At 62.5% G+C, this 19,004-nt stretch carries 15 protein-coding genes; 6 read left to right on the top strand and 9 right to left on the bottom strand.

The annotated features are described in order from the left end of the window. Nucleotide 1: 1 nt before the first annotated feature. The 4 genes from HZR81_RS05630 to ihfB all read left to right on the top strand — a co-directional run bounded on the left by HZR81_RS05630 (nt 2) and on the right by ihfB (nt 5,791). The gene (locus HZR81_RS05630; protein ID WP_500127540.1) at nt 2-751 is read left to right on the top strand and encodes a spermidine synthase; all 750 of its coding nucleotides are present in this window, start codon (nt 2-4) and stop codon (nt 749-751) included. A gap of 369 nt (nt 752-1,120) precedes the next feature. Next, nucleotides 1,121-3,259, top strand: coding sequence for a methyl-accepting chemotaxis protein (locus HZR81_RS05625; RefSeq protein ID WP_500127559.1), 2,139 nt, complete (start codon nt 1,121-1,123; stop codon nt 3,257-3,259). Between the two features lie 331 nt (nt 3,260-3,590). Next, the gene (locus HZR81_RS05620; protein ID WP_500127539.1) at nt 3,591-5,252 is read left to right on the top strand and encodes a DEAD/DEAH box helicase; all 1,662 of its coding nucleotides are present in this window, start codon (nt 3,591-3,593) and stop codon (nt 5,250-5,252) included. A 257-nt stretch (nt 5,253-5,509) separates the two neighbouring features. Next, entirely contained in the window at nt 5,510-5,791 is a 282-nt protein-coding gene (ihfB, locus tag HZR81_RS05615) for an integration host factor subunit beta (protein ID WP_267930652.1), read from the top strand. Nucleotides 5,792-5,970: 179 nt separating this feature from the next. Here ihfB and HZR81_RS05610 read toward each other — a convergent pair whose 3' ends face one another. Both HZR81_RS05610 and HZR81_RS05605 read right to left on the bottom strand, forming a co-directional pair. Then, nucleotides 5,971-6,378, bottom strand: coding sequence for a PA2817 family protein (locus HZR81_RS05610; protein ID WP_500127538.1), 408 nt, complete (start codon nt 6,376-6,378; stop codon nt 5,971-5,973). A gap of 164 nt (nt 6,379-6,542) precedes the next feature. After that, on the bottom strand, nt 6,543-7,271 hold the full coding sequence (locus tag HZR81_RS05605; RefSeq protein ID WP_500127537.1) for a 4'-phosphopantetheinyl transferase family protein: 729 nt from the start codon (nt 7,269-7,271) through the stop codon (nt 6,543-6,545). A gap of 159 nt (nt 7,272-7,430) precedes the next feature. On the opposite strand from HZR81_RS05605, the gene pap reads away from it, so the two are divergent. Both pap and HZR81_RS05595 read left to right on the top strand, forming a co-directional pair. Continuing rightward, complete coding sequence (gene pap, locus HZR81_RS05600) at nt 7,431-8,930, top strand: polyphosphate:AMP phosphotransferase (protein ID WP_125867867.1); 1,500 nt, start codon at nt 7,431-7,433, stop codon at nt 8,928-8,930. Nucleotides 8,931-9,344: 414 nt separating this feature from the next. Then, complete coding sequence (locus tag HZR81_RS05595) at nt 9,345-10,529, top strand: thiolase family protein (RefSeq protein WP_500127536.1); 1,185 nt, start codon at nt 9,345-9,347, stop codon at nt 10,527-10,529. 286 nt (nt 10,530-10,815) lie between these two features. Here HZR81_RS05595 and HZR81_RS05590 read toward each other — a convergent pair whose 3' ends face one another. The 7 genes from HZR81_RS05590 to HZR81_RS05560 form a co-directional block, all read right to left on the bottom strand. Further along, nucleotides 10,816-11,916 (bottom strand): polysaccharide biosynthesis/export family protein, encoded by a 1,101-nt coding sequence (locus tag HZR81_RS05590; protein WP_500127535.1) that lies wholly within the window; start codon nt 11,914-11,916, stop codon nt 10,816-10,818. A 448-nt stretch (nt 11,917-12,364) separates the two neighbouring features. Next, nucleotides 12,365-13,132, bottom strand: a complete 768-nt coding sequence (locus tag HZR81_RS05585; protein WP_063540498.1) for a WecB/TagA/CpsF family glycosyltransferase — start codon at nt 13,130-13,132, stop codon at nt 12,365-12,367. Next, a complete protein-coding gene (locus HZR81_RS05580) occupies nt 13,125-14,000 on the bottom strand; it encodes a glycosyltransferase family 2 protein (protein WP_063540497.1) in 876 nt (291 codons plus the stop codon). The genes HZR81_RS05585 and HZR81_RS05580 overlap by 8 nt, the downstream gene beginning before the upstream one ends. After that, on the bottom strand, nt 13,960-15,213 hold the full coding sequence (locus tag HZR81_RS05575; protein ID WP_326428490.1) for a hypothetical protein: 1,254 nt from the start codon (nt 15,211-15,213) through the stop codon (nt 13,960-13,962). Before HZR81_RS05575 ends, HZR81_RS05580 begins: the two co-directional genes overlap by 41 nt. A 44-nt stretch (nt 15,214-15,257) precedes the next feature. After that, nucleotides 15,258-16,508 carry a Coenzyme F420 hydrogenase/dehydrogenase, beta subunit C-terminal domain gene (locus HZR81_RS05570; protein ID WP_110776577.1) on the bottom strand — a complete coding sequence of 417 codons (1,251 nt, stop codon included), beginning with the start codon at nt 16,506-16,508 and terminating at the stop codon, nt 15,258-15,260. A 64-nt stretch (nt 16,509-16,572) separates the two neighbouring features. Beyond that, nucleotides 16,573-17,805, bottom strand: a complete 1,233-nt coding sequence (locus HZR81_RS05565; protein WP_500127534.1) for an oligosaccharide flippase family protein — start codon at nt 17,803-17,805, stop codon at nt 16,573-16,575. Nucleotides 17,806-17,807: 2 nt separating this feature from the next. Further along, nucleotides 17,808-18,995: a polysaccharide pyruvyl transferase family protein gene (locus HZR81_RS05560; RefSeq protein ID WP_500127533.1), complete on the bottom strand. Its 1,188-nt coding sequence runs from the start codon at nt 18,993-18,995 to the stop codon at nt 17,808-17,810. Nucleotides 18,996-19,004 lie beyond the last annotated feature (9 nt).

Raw genomic sequence — 19,004 nt, 5'->3', positions numbered from 1 at the left:
GATGGAAAAAGAGGAGCGTTTGCTCGCAGAGGTGCGCGACGCGTTCGGCCTCATTCGGGTGCTCGAGGTGGGTGATTACCGCTTTCTTGAATTTGGCGCCGCAGTCGAGCAGAGCTGTGTGTTCACTGCCGATCCCGCCTGGCTGGAGTACGACTACACCCGCGCCATGCTGCTCGGGGCGCTCTGTCATCCGCAGCCGGAGACCGCGCTGTTTCTTGGGCTGGGTGCGGGCAATCTCACCCAGGCCTGCCTCAAGTTCCTGCCGCTGGAGGATGTCGAAGTCATCGAGCTGCGCCCGGCGGTGCCCGAACTGGCCATGCGTTACCTCGGACTGCAGGACGACCCGCGCTTGTATATTCGCATCGGAGATGCAACCGAGCTGTTGGAAACCGCCGAAACGGCCGATCTGATCTTTGTCGACCTCTACAACGATGCCGGCCCGGATGCCGCGCACCTGGCCTGGACGTTCCTCAAACTCTGTCAGGAAAAGCTCAATCCGGGAGGCTGGCTGGTGATCAACCAGTGGGGCACCGATGATGATCGTCCGCTCGGTGCAGCGCTGCTTCGTGGGTTGTACCACCGGCATTACTGGGAGTGTCCGGTGAAAGAGGGCAATGTGGTCGTGCTGGTGCCGGCCGACCTCGAGCAAATGCTGGACGTTGCCGATCTGCGCCAACGCGCCGAGGCACTCGCGCCGCGTCTTGGCTATTCGTTGGATTCGCTGATCGAGGCACTGCGCCCAGCCAGCTAAGCAGTGCGACAAAGCGGTGCGCGGCGATGCACCGTGATGGTTTGCGGGACCCGAATTGGTGCGCTTGCAGCGCGCTCGCCCCGGGAGATCAGTCCCGCGTAGTTTCGCCACACCCCTGCGCAGAGCGCTGCGCTATTTCAGGCGTTACTTGCATCGGCTTCCAAGGCGAGCATGAGCGTTTCTGGTGCGCAAGCAGCCCGCAGGGTGGGCTTCAGCCCACTGGAATAGCCGAGCATCAGTGGTGGGCTAAAGCCCAAGTCTGCGCGACGGTACCGTCGCGCAGCTGCATGCTGGTCTGCTAATTGCAGTTTGCCAGTATGTCTTCTCGGCAATAAGGAACACCCGGTGCCCCAGCTTCAAAGCCTGCAGATGCAACTTTCCCCTAGCGAACGTCACTGGCTGCCCTGGTTGGGGCGCACTGGCAAGCTGTCGATGCGCTGGTCCTGCTGGTTGAACCGCGGCGTCTACGCGGCCATAGAGCAGGTGTTCGAGGGCGTAGCGCAATCGCGGGTGCGCATTCTGCAGAATTGGGTGAACACCCACTGGGAGCATCTGGCTGACCTGGCCGCGAGCCTGGGCGAGGATCTGGCGCATGCCGATGTCCAGACTCTGGAGAAGAAGCGCGCTCAGTTGCCGGATCTGTCCGAGCTGTTCGTCATCGACCCACAGGGGCGGGTGCTGACCTCGACCTGTGCCGCGCATGTCGGTCAGCAGGATCTCGATGCCCGTGCCGTGGCGCAGGGGCTGAGCGAGCCGTTCCTGCATGGGCCTTACCGTGATCCGCTGACCGAGCGCCTGGGCCCGACCACCTCGCGTTTTCATGACGCGGTGACGCTGATGTTCTACCAACCAGTGCAGGTGGGAGGTAAACGCCTCGGCTGCCTTTGCGCGCGTGTGCCGAACGATGTGCTGGGGGATCTGATCCAACGCGAAGCCGGGCACGTCTATCCGGAATCCGGCGACAACTACCTGTTCATGGTCGATTCGCGCTTCGACAGTCGCATTCAGCCCGGGACCGCCTTGTCGCGCTCACGCTTCGAGGACGGCACCTTCAGCCACGGCGAAAACCTCAAGAGCGGGGTGCACACCCGCTGGGGTACGGTACGTGTGCAGCGGCATACCGAGTTGGAGCTGCGCTTTACCGATCCGGCCACCGGCCAGCTTCACCCCGGCGTGCGGGAAACCATCGCCAGGGGCTCCAACCTGTTCGTCAGCTATCCCGGCTATTCCGATTACCGCCACATCCCGGTGATCGGCAAAGGCGTGACCTTCCAGCTGCGCGGTTCGCCGGATCGCTGGGGCATGATGTGCGAGGCTGACCTGGAGGAGGTCTATCGCCGGCGCTCGCTGAGCGTCGGGCTGATGAAGACCTATCTGCTCACCGTGACCACCTTGTTCGCTGCCGGCAGCCTGTTGCAGGCCTTCAGTGGGCTGTCCGAGGCGGCGCTCTACCTGCTCAACGGCGTGTTGCTCGTGCTCGGTGCCTGGGCATTCGCCACCTTCGGTCCGCGTCGGCTGGCAGCGCGCATGCAGGAGATGACCGAGGTGATCCGCACCCTCGCCGAGGGTGAGGGAAACCTTCGTCAGCGGCTCGACAGTAGTACCATGCAGCGCGACGAGAGCGGCGACATGGCGCGCTGGATCAACAGCTTCATCGACAGCCTGGATGGCGTGGTCGGCCAGGTGATCCAGGTATCCAAGCATGTGCGCCAGGACAATGAGCTGATGCTTGCTCGCAGCAGCGAAGCCGGGCAGACCACCAGCGACGTCGCCGAATCCATACACCAGCTGCTGTTACTGGTGGAAGAGCAGCTGGGCGAGATCCAGCAGGCCTCGATGACCGCCGAGGAGATGAAGGCGGCAATGGACGAGGTAATGAGTCGTGCCCGCGTGCGCTTCGCGACCGTACGTGAGGGCACCGAGTCCATCCGCGACGTGGTGCAGCGCTCGGCGCAGAGCGTGCAGCTGCTCGACAGCCGCATGGGCGAGATCGACGAGATCGTCCGCCTGATCAGCGATATCACCAACCAGACCAACCTGCTCGCGCTCAATGCCGCGATCGAAGCCGCTCGCGCCGGCGATCACGGGCGCGGCTTTGCCGTGGTGGCGGGGGAGGTGCGCTCGCTCGCGCTGCGTACGGCCAAGGCCGCGGAGGACATCCGCGAGAAGGTCGAGAGCCTGCAGGGCGAGACGCGCCAGGCGGTGTCGTTCATGCAGGGCGGCGTGCAGGATGTCGACAGCAGCCTGCGACTGACGGAGGAGGCGACATCGGAAAACGTCCATCTGCACGAAACCGTGGAACGCATGTTCGAGATCATCAAGGGGCTGAACGAGCGCAGCCTGCATTATGGCCAGACCATTCGTGGCGTCGACCAGGCCTCCAGCGAAATGAGGCAGACGTTGGGCGTGCTGCAGGACAGCGCCGAACGCGTGCGCCACACCGCCGGCAAACTGCATCAGTTGGTCGGTCGTTTCCGTGTCAGTGCCGCCAACAGCGAAGCGGCCTGACCCCAAGCAGTGCCTCCCACCAGCTCCGGTGGGAGGCGCAGGCGCGGGTAGTCCCGAGGCATCGCGCTATCCGCTGCACCGTAAAATATCCGCACAGCTTCACGTTAATCCGGTATAGTACGCGCCGGCTGAAACCCAGCCTGCGTTCAGGTACTGCAACACACGAAGCGCCGCTTCGGCTGCTGTCCGCTTCGAGCGGACTATCTTGACGATTCATCATCCATACGTTTTCGCAACCCCGCCGACCAGGCTGCCAGGGTGACCTTCGGGTTTTGCACGGCATGCGCAGCTTCGGAACAATGGGTCTTGCGGAGCATCAGAGACAAGACCCATGACCCAGGAAATCGGCGGCTTTGCCGCACTCGGTATTCACTCCGCTGTTCTGGCTGCCATCAGCGCAGTCGGCTACGAAGAACCATCCCCCATCCAGGCCCAGGCGATCCCGGTGATCCTCGGTGGCCACGACATGATCGGCCAGGCCCAGACCGGTACCGGCAAGACCGCCGCCTTCGCGCTGCCGATCCTGTCCAAGATCGATCCGGCCAAGCGCGAGCCGCAGGCGCTGATCCTCGCGCCGACACGCGAACTGGCGCTGCAGGTCGCCACCGCGTTCGAAACCTATTCCAAGCAGATGCCGGGCGTCAGCGTCGTCGCCATCTACGGTGGTGCCCCGATGGGCCCGCAGCTCAAGGCCATCCGCCAGGGCGCGCAGGTCATCGTCGCCACTCCGGGCCGCCTGGTCGACCACCTGAGCCGTAACAGCGAGCTGCTGTCGACCATCCGCTTCCTGGTCCTCGACGAAGCCGACGAGATGCTCAAGCTCGGCTTCATGGACGATCTGGAAGTGATCTTCGAAGCCATGCCGGAAAGCCGCCAGAGCGTGCTGTTCTCCGCCACGCTGCCGCACTCCATCCGTGCCATTGCAGAGAAGCACCTGCGCGAGCCGCAGCACATCAAGATCGCTGCCAAGACCCAGACCGTCGCGCGCATCGAACAGGCGCACCTGATGGTCCACGCCGACCAGAAGATCCAGGCCGTGCTGCGCCTGCTGGAAGTCGAGGATTTCGACGCGCTGATCGCCTTCGTGCGCACCAAGCAGGCCACCCTTGACCTGGCCGCCGCGCTGGAAGCCAAGGGCTACAAGGCCGCTGCGCTGAACGGCGACATCGCGCAGAACCAGCGTGAACGCGTCATCGAATCGCTCAAGGATGGCCGTCTGGACATCGTCGTCGCCACCGACGTCGCCGCCCGTGGTATCGACGTGCCGCGCATCACCCACGTGTTCAACGTGGACATGCCGTACGATCCGGAATCCTATGTGCACCGCATCGGCCGTACCGGCCGTGCCGGTCGCGAAGGTCGCGCGCTGCTGCTGGTCACTCCGCGTGAGCGTCGCATGCTGCAGGTCATCGAGCGTGTGACCAACCAGAAGGTCGCCGAAGCCCGTCTGCCCAATGCCCAGCAAGTGCTGGATGCCCGTATCAAGAAGCTGACCAGCAGCCTCGCGCCGCTGGTCGCCGATGCCGAAGCCACCCATGGCGAGCTGCTCGACAAACTGGTTGCCGACATCGGCTGCAGTCCGCGTGCACTGGCCGCTGCGCTGCTGCGCAAGGCCACCAATGGCCAGGCGCTGACCCTGGCCGAAGTGGAGAAAGAGCAACCGCTGGTCCCGAGCAGCGGTCCGCGCGAACGCTCCGATCGTCCTGAGCGCAGCGGTGATCGCGAGCGTCGTGCGCCGATGCCCCTGGCAGAAGGCCGCGCCCGTTGCCGCACCCCGCTGGGCGCGCGTGACGGCATCGCCGCCCGCAACCTGCTCGGCGCTATCCTCAACGAGGGCGGCCTGGCCCGCGAAGCCATCGGCCGTATCCAGGTGCGCGACAGCTTCAGCCTGGTCGAGCTGCCGGAAGATGGCCTCGATCGCCTGCTCGGCAAGCTCAAGGACACCCGTGTGGGTGGCAAGCAGCTCAAGCTACGCCGTTATCGCGAAGACTGATTTGCAGTAGGCAAAACGAAAGGCGGGCTCTAGAGCCCGCCTTTTTTATTCCCTTAAAAAAGATCTGGCAGCAATCCTGCCTTCGACCGGCGCCGCCCATGAGCGGGCGGCGAGCCAAATTTCCGATCTGTGCCACGGTCTCCTAAACCAAGCACTCATTCGTCGTCAATCCCGTTCGGGCTGTTCAAACTCTGAACAACATGCTACAAACGAACGCAACCCGAATGATCTAGCCGCTTGAAAACGAAGGGAAAACCATGACCAAGTCGGAGTTGATCGAGCGAATCGTCACCCAGCAGGGGCTGCTTTCATCCAAGGATGTCGAGCTGGCCATCAAGACCATGCTCGAGCAGATGGCTCAGGCCCTGGCCACCGGCGAGAGGATCGAGATCCGCGGCTTCGGCAGTTTCTCCCTGCACTACCGCGCCCCGCGCATCGGCCGCAATCCCAAAACCGGCCAGTCCGTCAGCCTCGACGGCAAATTCGTTCCGCATTTCAAGCCAGGGAAGGAGCTGCGGGATCGGGTGAATGAGGACTAGCCCCACACAGCAGTATCACGTACCCGGGGCAATTATGCTGTTTGGGAGGATCTATAAGTATGACATCACTGCCGGCTCACTTACTGTGAAATTGGCTTGCACCTGGTAGGGATCGAGTGACCGTCACCCGCCAAGCTTGGATTCACTAGAAACCCTCCATTGATAGAGTACGGTCACTATCAGTGCCGTGCGCCCTCGTCCGGCATGCTCAGCAGCTGCTTTTCCAGATTCCAGTCGAAAAGCTCGTCGTTCTGCTCGGCTTCATAGCGGCGTTCTTCGAGTTGCTGGAAGACGGCGATTTCCTCGTCGGGCATGAAGTGCAGGCAGTCGCCGCCGAAGAACCAGAGCAGGTCGCGCGGAACCAGGTGGGCGATCTGTGGGTAGCGGTGGAAGACCTGGCAGATCAGGTCCTGACCCATGTGGCGCTCTTCCGGTACGTTCTGCAGGTTCATGATCAGCTCGTCGAAGCGCTCGAGGAACAGCGCGTGGCTTTCCTCCGAGACCTGTTCGGCTTCGCCCATGGCAAGCAGGATGCCGCGCAGATGGGCCAGCAGAGCCAAGTTGTGATCGTGGTATGGATTGGCCATGGTGCACCTGTGTCGATTTCTGAGGGCGCGATTATAGGCGTGCGCGCCGGTGAATTGGGCTGTCTGGTTGACCCGCTGTGGCGCCGAGGGTTCGGTCGCAAGGCTCTGGCACGAGCCCCTACCAGAGCCGGCCGGCGCTCGCCAGGCATGTGTGGCAAGGACAATCAGCCGGCCGGGCGCTCTGCCGGGATGGCGATCAGGCTGAGCAGGTAGTCATCGAAGATCGCGAACTGGCCGTCGAGTTCTGCGCCGTTGCGCCAGCCTTCCGATAGATCAATTAACAGGCGCAGGCGAGCGATACCGTCTGCGTTAACGTCCAGCACTTCGGCATCCTGAAAGTAGAAGCGTTGTTTGACTAGCGGGTACAGCGCTTTAAACAGGCTCTCCTTGAGCGAGAAGGTGCGGGTGACCAGTCGTGCGCGCTCTTTGTCGTTCAGGCACGCGTAGAGCTCCAGCTCGCCGCTGGTGAGAATTTCACCGGCCAGGCGGTCGGCCCGTTCGCATGTGAGCAGGCGCTCGACGTCCAGGCCCAGGCCGCACCATTGTTCCTGGCGCGCCACCACTACGCCGGCCCAGCCTGCACCGTGGGTGATGGAGCCGACCGTACCGGCCGGCCATTGCGGCGCCCGGTCCTCTCCGACCGTGGGCACGTACGCCGAGCCAGTCAGGCGATGCAGTGCTTCGCGGGCGCACAGACGGCCGGCGAGAAACTCGGTCTGCCGTTTGCTCACGCCTTTGGGTTCTGGAATATTCCAGCGCAGGAAATCGTCGCGTTCGAGCAACGTCGGGTCGAAACGCGTACTCAGCAGCTGTACGCCGGGCAGCGGCCGGGGCAGCGGCCAGTGGTCGAGTGGTGGCGTGCAGCAGCGCGGGATCGGGGGGAGGTCGTTCATGGTCGCCATTGTGCCGTAATCCCTTGTGAAAATGCTCGTGGGCGTGAGGCTACGAGCGTCGACCTGGATCAATGGAGATCGATCTAGCTCTGCGTCTGGCTCGCTATCTTTGGGGCCTGCCTGCTAGGGTTGAGTGCATCACCCGGGACGGAGCCAGTAATGTTCGAATCAGCCGAAATCGGTCACGCCATCGACAAGGAAACCTACGACGCCGCGGTGCCAGAGCTGCGTGAGGCGTTGCTGCAGGCGCAGTATCGGCTCAAGGCGCAGGCGCGTTTTCCGGTGCTCATCCTGATCAACGGCATCGAGGGGGCGGGCAAGGGCGAGACCATCAAGCTGCTGAACGAATGGATGGACCCGCGGCTGATTCGGGTCGACAGCTTCGATGTGCCGAGCGACGAAGAACTGGCCCGTCCGCTGGCCTGGCGTTTCTGGAGGCGGCTGCCGCCGAAGGGGCATACCGGGATTTTCTTCGGCAACTGGTACAGCAAGATGCTCGAGGACCGGGTGCATGGCCGTATCGACAGCGCCGAGCTGAAACTCGCCGTCGCACGGGCGCAACGTCTGGAGCGGATGCTGTGCGACGAAGGCACGCTGATCTTCAAGTTCTGGCTGCACCTGTCCAAGGACCGGATGAACGCCAGACTCGATTCGCTGAAGAACGACCCCTTGCACAGCTGGCGCATCAGCCCGCTGGACTGGCAGCAGTCCAAGACCTACGACAAGTTCGTGCGCCACGGGGAGAAGATCCTGCGTTTGAGCAGCCGGGATTTCGCCCCCTGGTACGTGGTCGAGGGGGCCGATGAGCGTTACCGCAGCCTGACTGTTGGGCGGGTGATCCTTGAGGGGCTCCAAGCGGCGCTGGAGGTCGCGGAGCAACCCACCGCACCGATGTCCCAGCCGCATTCGGCGCCGCTTCAGGTCGATCTGGATCATCTGAGCCTGCTCGACAGCCTCGACCTGTCACAGAAGCTGAGCAAGGACGATTACCAGCAGCAGCTGGTGACGGAGCAGGCGCGCCTGTCGCAACTGCTGCGCGACCGCCGCTTGCGCAAACGCGGGGTGCTCGCGCTGTTCGAAGGACACGATGCGGCGGGCAAGGGCAGTGCCATCCGGCGCGTCACCGGGGCGCTCGACCCACGGCTTTACCGCACCGTGCAGATCGCCGCGCCCACCGACGAGGAGCTGGCGCAGCCCTGGCTCTGGCGCTTCTGGCGCAACGTGCCGGAGCGCGGCAAGTTCACCATTTTCGACCGCTCCTGGTACGGGCGTGTGCTGGTCGAGCGGGTCGAAGGTTTCTGCACGCCGGATGAGTGGTTGCGAGCCTATTCGGAGATCAATGATTTCGAGGAGCAGCTGGTGGATGGGGATGTGGTGCTGGTGAAGTTCTGGCTGAGCATCGACAAGAAGACCCAGCTCAAGCGCTTCAAGGAGCGAGAAGAGACCGCCTTCAAGCGCTTCAAGATCACTGATGAAGACTGGCGCAACCGCGAGCGCTGGGATGAGTACGGCCACGCTGTGGCGGACATGGTCGACCGCACCAGTACCGAGATCGCGCCCTGGACGCTGGTGGAGGCGAACGACAAGCGCTTCGCCAGGGTGAAGGTGCTGCGGACGTTGAACGAGGCGCTGGAGGCGGCGATCGAGAAGGGGCGTTGACCGCGACCCTGATCGCGAAGTTGCCGGTGGGTTGTTCGCGGTCCGCTCCCTCACCTGGCCTGTTCCTTTCGTTCGTGTCGTTTCTGTGGGCAAGGGTAATTCCGCTGCCCTGTTAAGCGTTAGGAACGATCCCTGATCCGGCGCACCACGCCTCTGTGGGAGCGGACTTGCCCGCGAATCAGCGAGGCCGCTGGTCAGGCGCTATGCGCTCACCAACGGGATTGCTGGCAAGCCTGCGCAAAGGGTGCCGGCCAGCGAGGCGATGGCCGTGCATATGCTTGCTGAATGGTCGTCGCCATGCTCGCGACGCCGGAACTATGCTCGGATCACCGTCCACCCAGCGGTCGTGGAACAATCCGTGCGCCCGGCGCCGTCATAACATCCCCGCGACCGCCTCGATAACTGAGGTATCCCATGCGTGAAGTAGTGATCGTCGATAGCGTGCGGACCGGCCTGGCCAAGTCCTTCCGCGGCAAGTTCAACATGACCCGTCCCGACGACATGGCGGCGCATTGCATTGATGCGCTGCTGTCGCGCAACGACCTCGATCCGGCGCTGGTCGAGGATTGCATCGTCGGTGCCGGCTCTAATGAAGGTGCGCAGGGCTACAACATCGGCCGCAACGTGGCCGTGCTGTCACGCCTGGGCATCGCCTGCTCGGGGATGACGCTGAACCGTTACTGCTCGTCGGGCCTGCAGGCCATCGCGGTCGCGGCCAACCAGATCGCTTCGGGCTGCAGCGACATCATCGTGGCCGGCGGGGTCGAGTCCATCACCCTGACGCTGAAGAGCCGCAACACTGATCACCTGTTCAACCCGATCATCCAGGAGCGCGTGCCAGGCATCTACCACACCATGGGCCAGACCGCCGAGCTGGTGGCGCGGCGCTACAACGTCACCCGCGAGCAGCAGGATCTCTATGCCCTGCAGAGCCAGCAGCGCACCGCGCGCGCTCAGGTCGATGGTCTGTTCGGCGACGAGATCGTGCCGATGAACGTGCAGTACTTCACCGAGGACAAGAACACCGGCGAACGTACGCTGCACCAGGGCGTGGTCGACCGTGACGACTGCAACCGTCCGGACACCACGCTGGAAAGCCTGGCCGGGCTCAAGCCGGCCTTCGCCGAGGATGGTTCGGTCACCGCCGGTAACGCGTCGCAACTGTCGGACGGCGCCTCGATGACGCTGGTGATGAGCCTGGACAAGGCCATCGAGCTTGGCCTCAAGCCGCGTGCGTTCTTCCGTGGCTTCACCGTGGCCGGTTGCGAACCGGAAGAGATGGGCATCGGCCCTGTGTACGCCGTGCCGCGTCTGCTCAAGGCCAAGGGGCTGCAGATCGCCGATATCGACCTGTGGGAGCTCAACGAGGCCTTTGCCTCGCAGTGCCTGTACTGCCGCGACGCGCTGGGCATCGATAACGAGAAGTACAACGTCAACGGCGGCTCGATCTCCATCGGCCATCCGTTCGGCATGACCGGCTCGCGTACGGCGGGACACATCGTGCGCGAACTGCAGCGACGCAATCTGCGCTACGGCGTGGTGACCATGTGCGTCGGCGGCGGCATGGGCGCTGCCGGGTTGTTCGAGGCGGTGCGTTAACGCCATCGAAACCGTTTAGCGAAACGGGCCTGCTACCGAGTTGTAGCAGGCCCGTTTTTCGTTCGGGGTGAGTCCCGTGTGCTTGCTCAGCCGCTGCGGACTGGCGGGGGCGGTGGGGCGAGTGCCCCCGCCGATGGCGGCTTTGCATCCGGTTGCCATTGGATGCATCGCCTTGCAGGCAGCTTGTTGCAATGGCTACCGCTGACATACGAAAAAGCCGCAGAGCATCGGCGATGACTCTGCGGCTTCTTTATTGCCTGATCGTCAGGCGATCAAGCGATGCTGCTTAACGGTTCAGGTAGTAGCCCGCTGCGGCACCGATGCCGATGACGTTGGCCGACGGCAGCAGCTGGCTGATGAAGCGGTTCCAGCGGGTGATGTTGGCCGGCCCGACGAACACGACGTCCTGCGGCTGCAGCGGGAAGTGCTTGGCCAAGGCAAAGGCGGTCGGCGACTTGGCGTTCAGCTGAAAGACCTTGGCCGGCTCGGTCATCATGTCTTCCGCGCCACGAATCACGTACAGTGCCTCACCATCGGCAGTCTCCTGACGAATGCCGCCAGCGGTACCCACTGCATCCATCAGGTTCATGGTGGTGGCCTTGAAAGACAGAGCCTGCGGCAGGTTTACCTCGCCCAACACGTAGATCTTGCGCTGGTCGTTGTACGGCAGGTGCAGCTGGTCGCCGTCCTTCAGGTAAACCTGATGCAGCCAGGAGTCCGGACGGTTCAGCGAGTCGACGTCGAGCATGTACTCGCGGCCATCACGCTTGAGGGTCAGGCCAGTCAGGTCGGCCGTTTCGGTGTCCACGCCGGCCTGGCCGATGGCCTGGGTGATGGTCATCGGCGCGGTGGTGATCGGTACTTCACCGGCGGTATCGAACGCACCGGAGACCACCACGCGCTGGCTGCCGAAGCGCAGGATCGAGACGTCGACCTGTGGGCTGTCGATGTAGTTGGTCAGGCGACGGGCGATGGTGGCGCGCAGTTCTTCGATGGTCTTGCCAGCGGCCTCGACGTTACCGATGTACGGATAGAAGAGGGTGCCGTCAGGGCGCACCAGACGACCGTTGGCGTCCAGCTGCTGCTGCGGGCCGGAGGGTGCAGTCAGTTCCGGGTGGTCCCATACGGTGATGTAGAGCAGGTCATTGGCGCCGATACGATAGGCGCTGGGCTTGTAGTTGAGCAGTTCCTGCTTGCTGGAGGTACCCATGTCGGAGGCCAGGTCGCCCTTGAGCATCTCCGGCGTGATGCGGATCAGCTGGACCGTGCCGTGCTCGGCTTCGGCGCCGTCCTTGAACTCATCGGGATCGAGATACTGGCCAGGGGCGAAGGCGCAACCCTGCAGCGCCAGTGCGGAAGTAAAAGCAAGAGCAATAAATGGTTTCATGGGTTGTTCATCCTTGACGGAGTGGTTGTTGTTCAAAGAGTGAGACGGCTGGATTCACTGTTCTGCCTGAGGCATTCGAGTTGTTGTTTCGCCTTTCCAAGAGGATCGGAGTCATTACTCCACACTCCTCAGCGACCAAATCGGATCGGTAGCCAAAGTTTCTCTCCTTCCTGAATGTTCATCTCCTGCAGCTTTTTTATTTCAGCTACGCGGAAGCGTTATTGCCTTTCCTCCTGGCAGTAAAACTGCGGTTTAATTAGACAGGGTTTAATCCTTTATTCGTTGAGAGTAAGCACCGCTGCCTTCTGCCTGGGACGCGCGACGCGCGTGGTTAGTTCGATGTTGAATTGCCATCGCGTCGCACTTTTCACAGTAGGGATAGACCGTCCCGGTCAAGCGGGGTTCATCGTGTTTCAGTGCAATTGCAGCCATTTTTTCGATGAATGACTCAACTGTCCTGCTTGGCCGGTTTGGCCTTGTCCATCCGGTAGCTCTTCTCCCGCATGAATGCCGGAACTATGAACAGCGCATCATGGGCATAACGTTTTACCAATCGCTTGGGCTCGGAAAGCATCCTGTGCAGCCACTCGAGTTTGCAGTTCTGCATCCATACAGGCGCACGCTTAATACTGCCGGTGGCGAACGAGATGGATGCGCCGATACAGAAGCCCATGCCGGTTCGTTCGTGACCTTCGATGGAACTGGCGAGTATTTCCTGACGCGGTGCGCCGACCGCATAGAACACCAGTTCGGAAGGATGTTCGCGAACGAACTGCAGGGCTCGCTGCACTTCTTCCGGTTTGTTGATGAAACCCATGGGCGGGTTATGGTGGTACACCGTGATACCGGGATAGAGCGCGCGCAACTTGCTGCATTCCTGTTCGGTGGCGCCGATCAGTACGATGCGCAGATGCTCGCGATTGGCCCAGTCGAGCAGGTCCATGGTCAGGTCGCTGCCAGGAATGACTTCCTCGATCTGCACGCCGAGCCGCTGCAGCAGCGGCTGCAGGATTCGGCTGTCGCAAAGGCGCAGGCGAGCCTTGGCGTAAGCCTCGCGCAGGGCAGGGTTGTCCTGCAGCTGTGCCAGGTGATCGACGTTGGGTGTCACCACGAATGAGTAGGGCTGCCTGACCCCTTCGCGAATGCAGTCCAGCAGGGCTGCCTTGCTGCCGGTATAGAAGTTCACACCGAACGCGTGGTTAGTCTGGTTAGACACTCATCGTTACTCCCTTGAATGCGCCCTTGATGCCGGACCAGGCGAGGCTGGGGTGGTTGTACTCCTTGATGACGGTGATCGCCGACAGGAAACAGGCCGACGCCAGTGCGAAACCCTGGCCGTAAAAGCGCTTGTTGAAACGGGTCGCCGCGCGGTTGCGGTAGTAGTGGTAGAAGGCCGAACGGCCGCCCGAGCTGAGCGAGCCGTAATGGAACAGGCGACTCTCGGGCACGACGCGGATCGACACGCCTTTCTTCTTCGCCTGGAACTGCCAGTCGACTTCCTCGGAGTACATGAAGTACGCCTCGTCCATCATGCCGATGCGGTCGATCAGCTTGGCCGAGAACGCCAGGCTGCAGCCCATCAGGTAGTCGGGCTGCTCGCTGTTGTTTGCCATGGCTTCGAGCGACTGGTCCTTGCCCAGTAGCTTGGCCTTGCCCAGCAGCGGGTAGAGCTTGCCGCCGCCGTAGCACTCCAGGCGCCCGGTATCGGCGCTGAGGATGACCGAGCCGACGAACTGGCGATCGTTCTCCGCCAAGGCCGCCAGCAGCGGAGAGAGCGCGTCGCTGTCGACATAGGTGTCGTTGTTGACGATCCAGAAATTGGTCACTGGCAGGTTATCCAGCGCCCAGCGCAGCCCGTAGTTGTTGCCACCGGCGTAGCCGTTGTTTTCCGGGTTGGCCAGTACGGTCACGTTGTGTCGTGGCTGTGCCTCCAGCCACTGGTGGAACGCCACCACGGAGCCGTCCTGGGAGTCGTTGTCGATGACCACCACATGGTCGAGAGCCGGGCAATGAGCGAGCAGGCTCTCAACGCAACTGATGGTTTCAGTAGCTGCCTTGTAGTTGAGGATAAGCGCGACGTTCATGGATACGTTCCTGGCTGCGAAGATGACGGGCCCTTAGGGCATGAATGACGAACAGCAATGCGAAAACCGGTTGGCCGTATTCGAAGAAGCCGTTGAGCGGCCAGATGACGAAGAACGCCAGCATGGTCGCGTAGATGAAGGTCATGTCGCTGGCGATGTTCTTGGCAATGCGGTGATAGACGAACAGCGTCATCGGTACGATCAGGAAGGTGAGGAAGCCGAAGCGGAACAGCGTGCCGATAATGCCGACGTCCGAGAGGAAGAAATGCTCTCCGAAATAGGGAATGAAGCCGTCCTGCCACATCAGCGACAGCGAACCGCTGGGCAGCCAGTTGACCTGGTCGAGGTGAGCGAAGATCGCGGCGATGGTATGGGAGCGAGCGCCGTCTTCCACGCTTTCCAGGGAGCTGTCATAGAACTCGACGTTGAGGCCGAGAATCTCCAGCAGGCTCGGATAGAAATAGAACGGCGATAGCAGAATCGCCAGCGAGGCGGCCCAGATGACTGCCTTGGCGCGCAGGCAGAACAGGGTGAAGGCCAGGCACAGCACGATCAGCTGGCGGGTCTGGGTGGCGAACACCAGGGTCAGCAGCAACAGTGCGGCGATCACCAGGTAAAAGGTCTTGCTGCGAGCAGCGCCGTTAATGGGCGAGGCGCCCTTCGACCAGATCTGGATGCAGTAGAAGTAGCCCAGGCAGAGCAGGTAAGGGCCGATCGACGAGCGGTCAGGGCGGTCATCCGAACGAACTTCCGGGCGCATGTCGGGAATCACGCCGAACTTGAAGCACCAGGAGAAGAACGCAGCGGCCAGTGCCGCATAGAGCAGGGCGCGCTCGAACTGCAGGGTGCTGACACGTTTGCCGAGGAACAACAGGGGCGCGAAGCCCAGGCAGAACAGTACCCGTCGCTCTTCGATGAGCCCGAAGACGATCGGTTGGCCATAGGTGTAGTAGGCGAAGACCGCCGGCATCAGCAGGAAGACCACTGTGCTGTACAGGCAGTAGTACATCAGGATGCGAAACTCACGCGGGGCGTCTTCCGCCGAGGCCAGCAACAGCAAAATGGTGAAGATGATGCAGACCGCGAGATACGCCTCGTTCAGCCCCTTGATGCCGTAGGGGTTGTGCGGGCTGTCACCGAACACGGAAAAATGCAGCACGATCGCCAGGATCAGCAGCGGAAAAAAGAAGAAGCGTGAGGTGAAATTCGTCATCAACCTGAGTCCTTAGGTATTGGTTCCCTGAGCGCTACGGCCTTTCATGCCGTCTCCAGTGCTCGCTTCTTGATCTTCTTGCGCCGCACCAGCAGGCCGGTGAACGCCTTGAAGCTCTGGTAGAACCCGATTTCCCTTGCCCCTTTGCCAAGCTCGAAGCCTTTGTACGCCGGGGTCTTGAGCATCAGCAGCTTCATTGCCAGCAACCGCGGCAGGATCGTCGTGCGGCGGTAGTACTGAAACGGCTGGATGGCAAAGATGCTGCCGGTATCGAAAGCCTCGGCTTTGACAACGCCAGCAGCCTCCGCGTTGCGAAAAAGTTCGCGACCTTTTGCAGTGCGTACCAGAATCAGCGAGTTGCCCTCGCGCTCCTCGAACGACGGATAGCCTTTCTCGTCGCCTTCCCAGCCATCGGCGCAGACGATGTCGGCGAACTCACCGATGCCGTCCGGGCAGATCTTGCAGCGGGTCTGCAGGTGGCGGTTGAGCACCTTTCCCCAGGAGTCGTTGTAGGTCATGGTGCGCTCGTCGCCGTTCTTCAGCGTGGCCTTGGTCAGCCCCGGCCAGCCGTCGCCGCGGTAACGGAAGGCGGTGACGTCTTTGCGCTCGACTTCCAGTTTGTCCAGCACCTGCTCGGTGCCCTGCAGGCTCGGCGTGCCGGCGCACATGAAGGAGACGATGTAGGGGATGTTTTCCTTCAGCCGCGGGTTGTGTTGCTGCATCTGGCGCACCGCGGCCACGTCGCAGGGCTTGCCGATGAACAGGTATTTCTCGGTGGACATGGCGACCCATTTCAGCGCTTCACCCGGGCTGGCCGGCGCATAGCGCGAGCCGGACGAGGCGATGACGTTCTGCCGCGAGCGGCTGATGGTCGCGACGTTCTCCAGCGGATCGGTGGTCGAAGCCTGGATCTGGATCACGCCATCGACCAGCTTGTGTTCCAGACAGTACTGCGCCAGGGCAGAGATCACGCCGCCGGAGGAGCCGGCCTGGCGGATCTCGTCATCAGCGGCGTAGCCCTTGAGCGTGTCGAGAATCTCACCCCAGATCGGGTGGTAGTTCGCCGACTTGTACGGGCGGATGTCCAGATTCAGTGCCGGGCAGGACTTGGCGAACGCCGCGCTGGTCTGTTCGCTGGCCACCGGCTTGTCCTGGTACTGGCTGTTGAGCACCGGGCGGTGATAGCCATCACCGGTCAGGCGAATCTTGATGGCATCGTCCTCGGCGACCGAGCTGCACATGCCACAGCCACTGCACAGGTCGTTGTTCAGCACGCGGTTCAATAGAGCTTTCATAGCTGCCTTCCCTTGAGCGGCCGGTCGGACACATGGCGCGACCGGCAATATTTGACGAGTCCGGTCATGCGGGCTGGTGCCGCTTGCGGTAGATGGCGAGCACCGCATAACCGTAGATAGCTGTCAGGACGACCATGCCCAGAGTGGACACCCAGGGGGCCGCCTGTATTCCGTGCGACGGAATGAAAATCCAGTAACAGAGCACCGTGATCACGCCCGAGGCGATGATCCCGAAGGTGCGCAAGAAGCCCGTGCCCATGGCCATCAGCTGCACGCCCAGGCCGGCGGCGATGAAGCGCGCCGCGGTGAAGCAGGCGAAAGCCAGCCACAGGGTGTTCAGCTCGGCGTACTCGGCGCCGAGGAAGTAGTCGGTGAACAGCGGGCCGATGAAGAAGAACGCCAGGGCGAAGATCAGTCCCATGCCGGCGTATTCGCCAAGGATGCGCAGGCCGTAGCGGGCCAGCCCGGCGGTCTTGTTGTGCAGCTGGTAGGCGAAGCGCGGGATGTGCACGCTGGCCAGCAGCACGCTGAACGGCACCGCGCCTTGAATCAGCCGCGAGCCGGCGAAATAGATGCCCGCGGCCTCGCGCCCGGCGAGGTGGTTGACCAGGATGACGTCGAGCTGCGCGAAGATGTTGGTCGCGCCGCTGTCCACCGCGAAGCTGGTGGAAGACTTGAAGCGCTCGCCCAGCACTTGCCAGGAGTTGCGCAGGATGCCGCCCAGTTCGAGGATCTTCGACAGCGCGCGCAGGGCGAAGGTGGCGTAGATCAGGCGCGAAACCAGGAAAGCGAGGCCGATGGCCAGCACGTCGTTGCGCAGCAGGATCGCGGCGCCGATCAGGATGAAGTGCACCAGTGCCGTCGCGGCCACGATCCTCGTTTCGCGATGGAACTGGCCGATGCTGCGAAACACCGTCAGGCCGAGGTCGCCGTAGGACGAGGCCAGGGTGCCGAGCAGGAACAACACCGCGGCAAAGCGCTCGGTGGTGTGCAGGTCGAGGACGAACAGGATGATCGGCAGCAGCACGATGCAGGCCGGCAGTACCAGTACGGACTTCGCCGCCAGGCTGGCGGACATGATCTCGCCCGCGCGATGGCGTTCGGCGCCGATGTCGCGCAAGGCGCGCATGCCGAAGCCGTAGTCGGTCACCAGGGCGACGATGGTCGACCAGGTGATCACGATCGAAATGAAGCCGAAATCGCTCGGCCCCAGCGTTCGCGCGAGGATCAGCAGGGTGCCGAGCTGCACGGCGGTGCGAGCCGCCGTGGTAACCCCCATCAGGGCGTGATCGCGCATGATTATCTCTGATACGCGGCCTGGGGCTGGTGCAGGCTGGCGAGGATCTGTTCCAGCGCCACGCTGTAGGCGTCCAGCTTGCGGCGGATGATCGCACCGCTGGCAGCGACTTCAGTCTTGAGCTGTTCGCGGTTGTCCAGGTGCGACAGAACCAGTTCCAGTGCGCTCTCGGTGTCCTCGGTCTTGAGGTCCACCACTCGGTGGTAGTCGAGCGACTGATAGAGCCCGGCGAACTTGCGGCTGTAGGCCAGCGGCACGACCGGTACGCCGGCGGAGAACGCGCCGATGGTCGCGTGCATGCGTGCGCCGACGAAGAAGTCCATGCCGCTGATATAGGACTTGGCTTCGATCGGCCCCTTGAAGCGTGGCGCCAGCTTCAGCTCGGGATACTGCTGCTGCAGTTGCTGGGACACCGTGTAGTCGTCCTCGGCCGGGAAGCCGATCGGGATCACGTGGGGTACCAGGTGTATTTCGTGGCCGCGCTTGAGCAGCGTGCGGATCAGCCGGTCGGTCAGCGCCTTATAGTCGGCACGCAGGCCGAACTGGTTGGCCGTGCCTTCATAGCCGCCGTGATGCAGCAGCGCCGAGACGCTGAGGCCGACAGCCAGCTTGCTCGGATCGCGCTGTTCGCTCTGGCGCTCGAAGGGGAGGGCGAAGGCGACGTCGATGACTTCGTCGCGATTGGGGATGTTCAGCTGCTTGAGGACGTCGAACGACTGGTGGTCGCGGGCGAAGACCATGGTGCTCTTCTTCATCGCCCAGGCCGAAGCCTTGGTGCCCCAGTCCGACTTGAACGGTCCGATGGTCTGCGGCGAGAGGATCAGCGGAACGCGACCGCCCAGCGCCATGCCTTTGCTGACCAGCAGCTTGATCAGGCGCTTGGCACCGTAGATGTCGGAGAAGCTGTCGCCTTCGCCGATATCGAACACCGCGTCACAGGAGCTGATTGCCTGGTACAGGCCGTGGGGATTCTTCAGCAGCGCCTTCTCGTTGAACTCGATGAATTCGTACTTGAAACGCTCGGTGGACGGCGGGTAGTCGCAGGGGCCGGACGAACCGATGATCAGGAACTCCGGGGTGATCCCGCATTTACGCGCGGCCTCGTCGATCAGCAGCATGTTGGAAATGCTCAGGGCGCCAACCCCGAGGTTGCCGGAAGAGAACGAGTGCCATAGCAGTCCGAATTTCATGTTCGAGTC

This window comes from Pseudomonas sp. LM13 (assembly GCF_041381355.1).
In the GTDB taxonomy this organism is placed as follows: Bacteria; Pseudomonadota; Gammaproteobacteria; order Pseudomonadales; family Pseudomonadaceae; genus Stutzerimonas; species Stutzerimonas frequens.
Note: the sequence above shows the minus strand (reverse complement) of the source record. Positions and strands in the feature narration are given on the sequence as shown.

Coding starts and splice junctions, on each gene's coding strand:
- pap (WP_125867867.1), top strand. CDS start 7,431: ATGTTCGAATCAGCCGAAATCGGTCACGCCATCGACAAGGAAACCTAC.
- HZR81_RS05560 (WP_500127533.1), bottom strand. CDS start 18,995: ATGAAATTCGGACTGCTATGGCACTCGTTCTCTTCCGGCAACCTCGGG.
- HZR81_RS05605 (WP_500127537.1), bottom strand. CDS start 7,271: ATGAACGACCTCCCCCCGATCCCGCGCTGCTGCACGCCACCACTCGAC.
- HZR81_RS05580 (WP_063540497.1), bottom strand. CDS start 14,000: ATGAACGTCGCGCTTATCCTCAACTACAAGGCAGCTACTGAAACCATC.
- HZR81_RS05610 (WP_500127538.1), bottom strand. CDS start 6,378: ATGGCCAATCCATACCACGATCACAACTTGGCTCTGCTGGCCCATCTG.
- HZR81_RS05595 (WP_500127536.1), top strand. CDS start 9,345: ATGCGTGAAGTAGTGATCGTCGATAGCGTGCGGACCGGCCTGGCCAAG.
- HZR81_RS05570 (WP_110776577.1), bottom strand. CDS start 16,508: ATGAAAGCTCTATTGAACCGCGTGCTGAACAACGACCTGTGCAGTGGC.
- HZR81_RS05620 (WP_500127539.1), top strand. CDS start 3,591: ATGACCCAGGAAATCGGCGGCTTTGCCGCACTCGGTATTCACTCCGCT.
- HZR81_RS05575 (WP_326428490.1), bottom strand. CDS start 15,213: ATGACGAATTTCACCTCACGCTTCTTCTTTTTTCCGCTGCTGATCCTG.
- HZR81_RS05625 (WP_500127559.1), top strand. CDS start 1,121: ATGCAACTTTCCCCTAGCGAACGTCACTGGCTGCCCTGGTTGGGGCGC.
- HZR81_RS05590 (WP_500127535.1), bottom strand. CDS start 11,916: ATGAAACCATTTATTGCTCTTGCTTTTACTTCCGCACTGGCGCTGCAG.
- HZR81_RS05630 (WP_500127540.1), top strand. CDS start 2: ATGGAAAAAGAGGAGCGTTTGCTCGCAGAGGTGCGCGACGCGTTCGGC.
- ihfB (WP_267930652.1), top strand. CDS start 5,510: ATGACCAAGTCGGAGTTGATCGAGCGAATCGTCACCCAGCAGGGGCTG.
- HZR81_RS05565 (WP_500127534.1), bottom strand. CDS start 17,805: ATGCGCGATCACGCCCTGATGGGGGTTACCACGGCGGCTCGCACCGCC.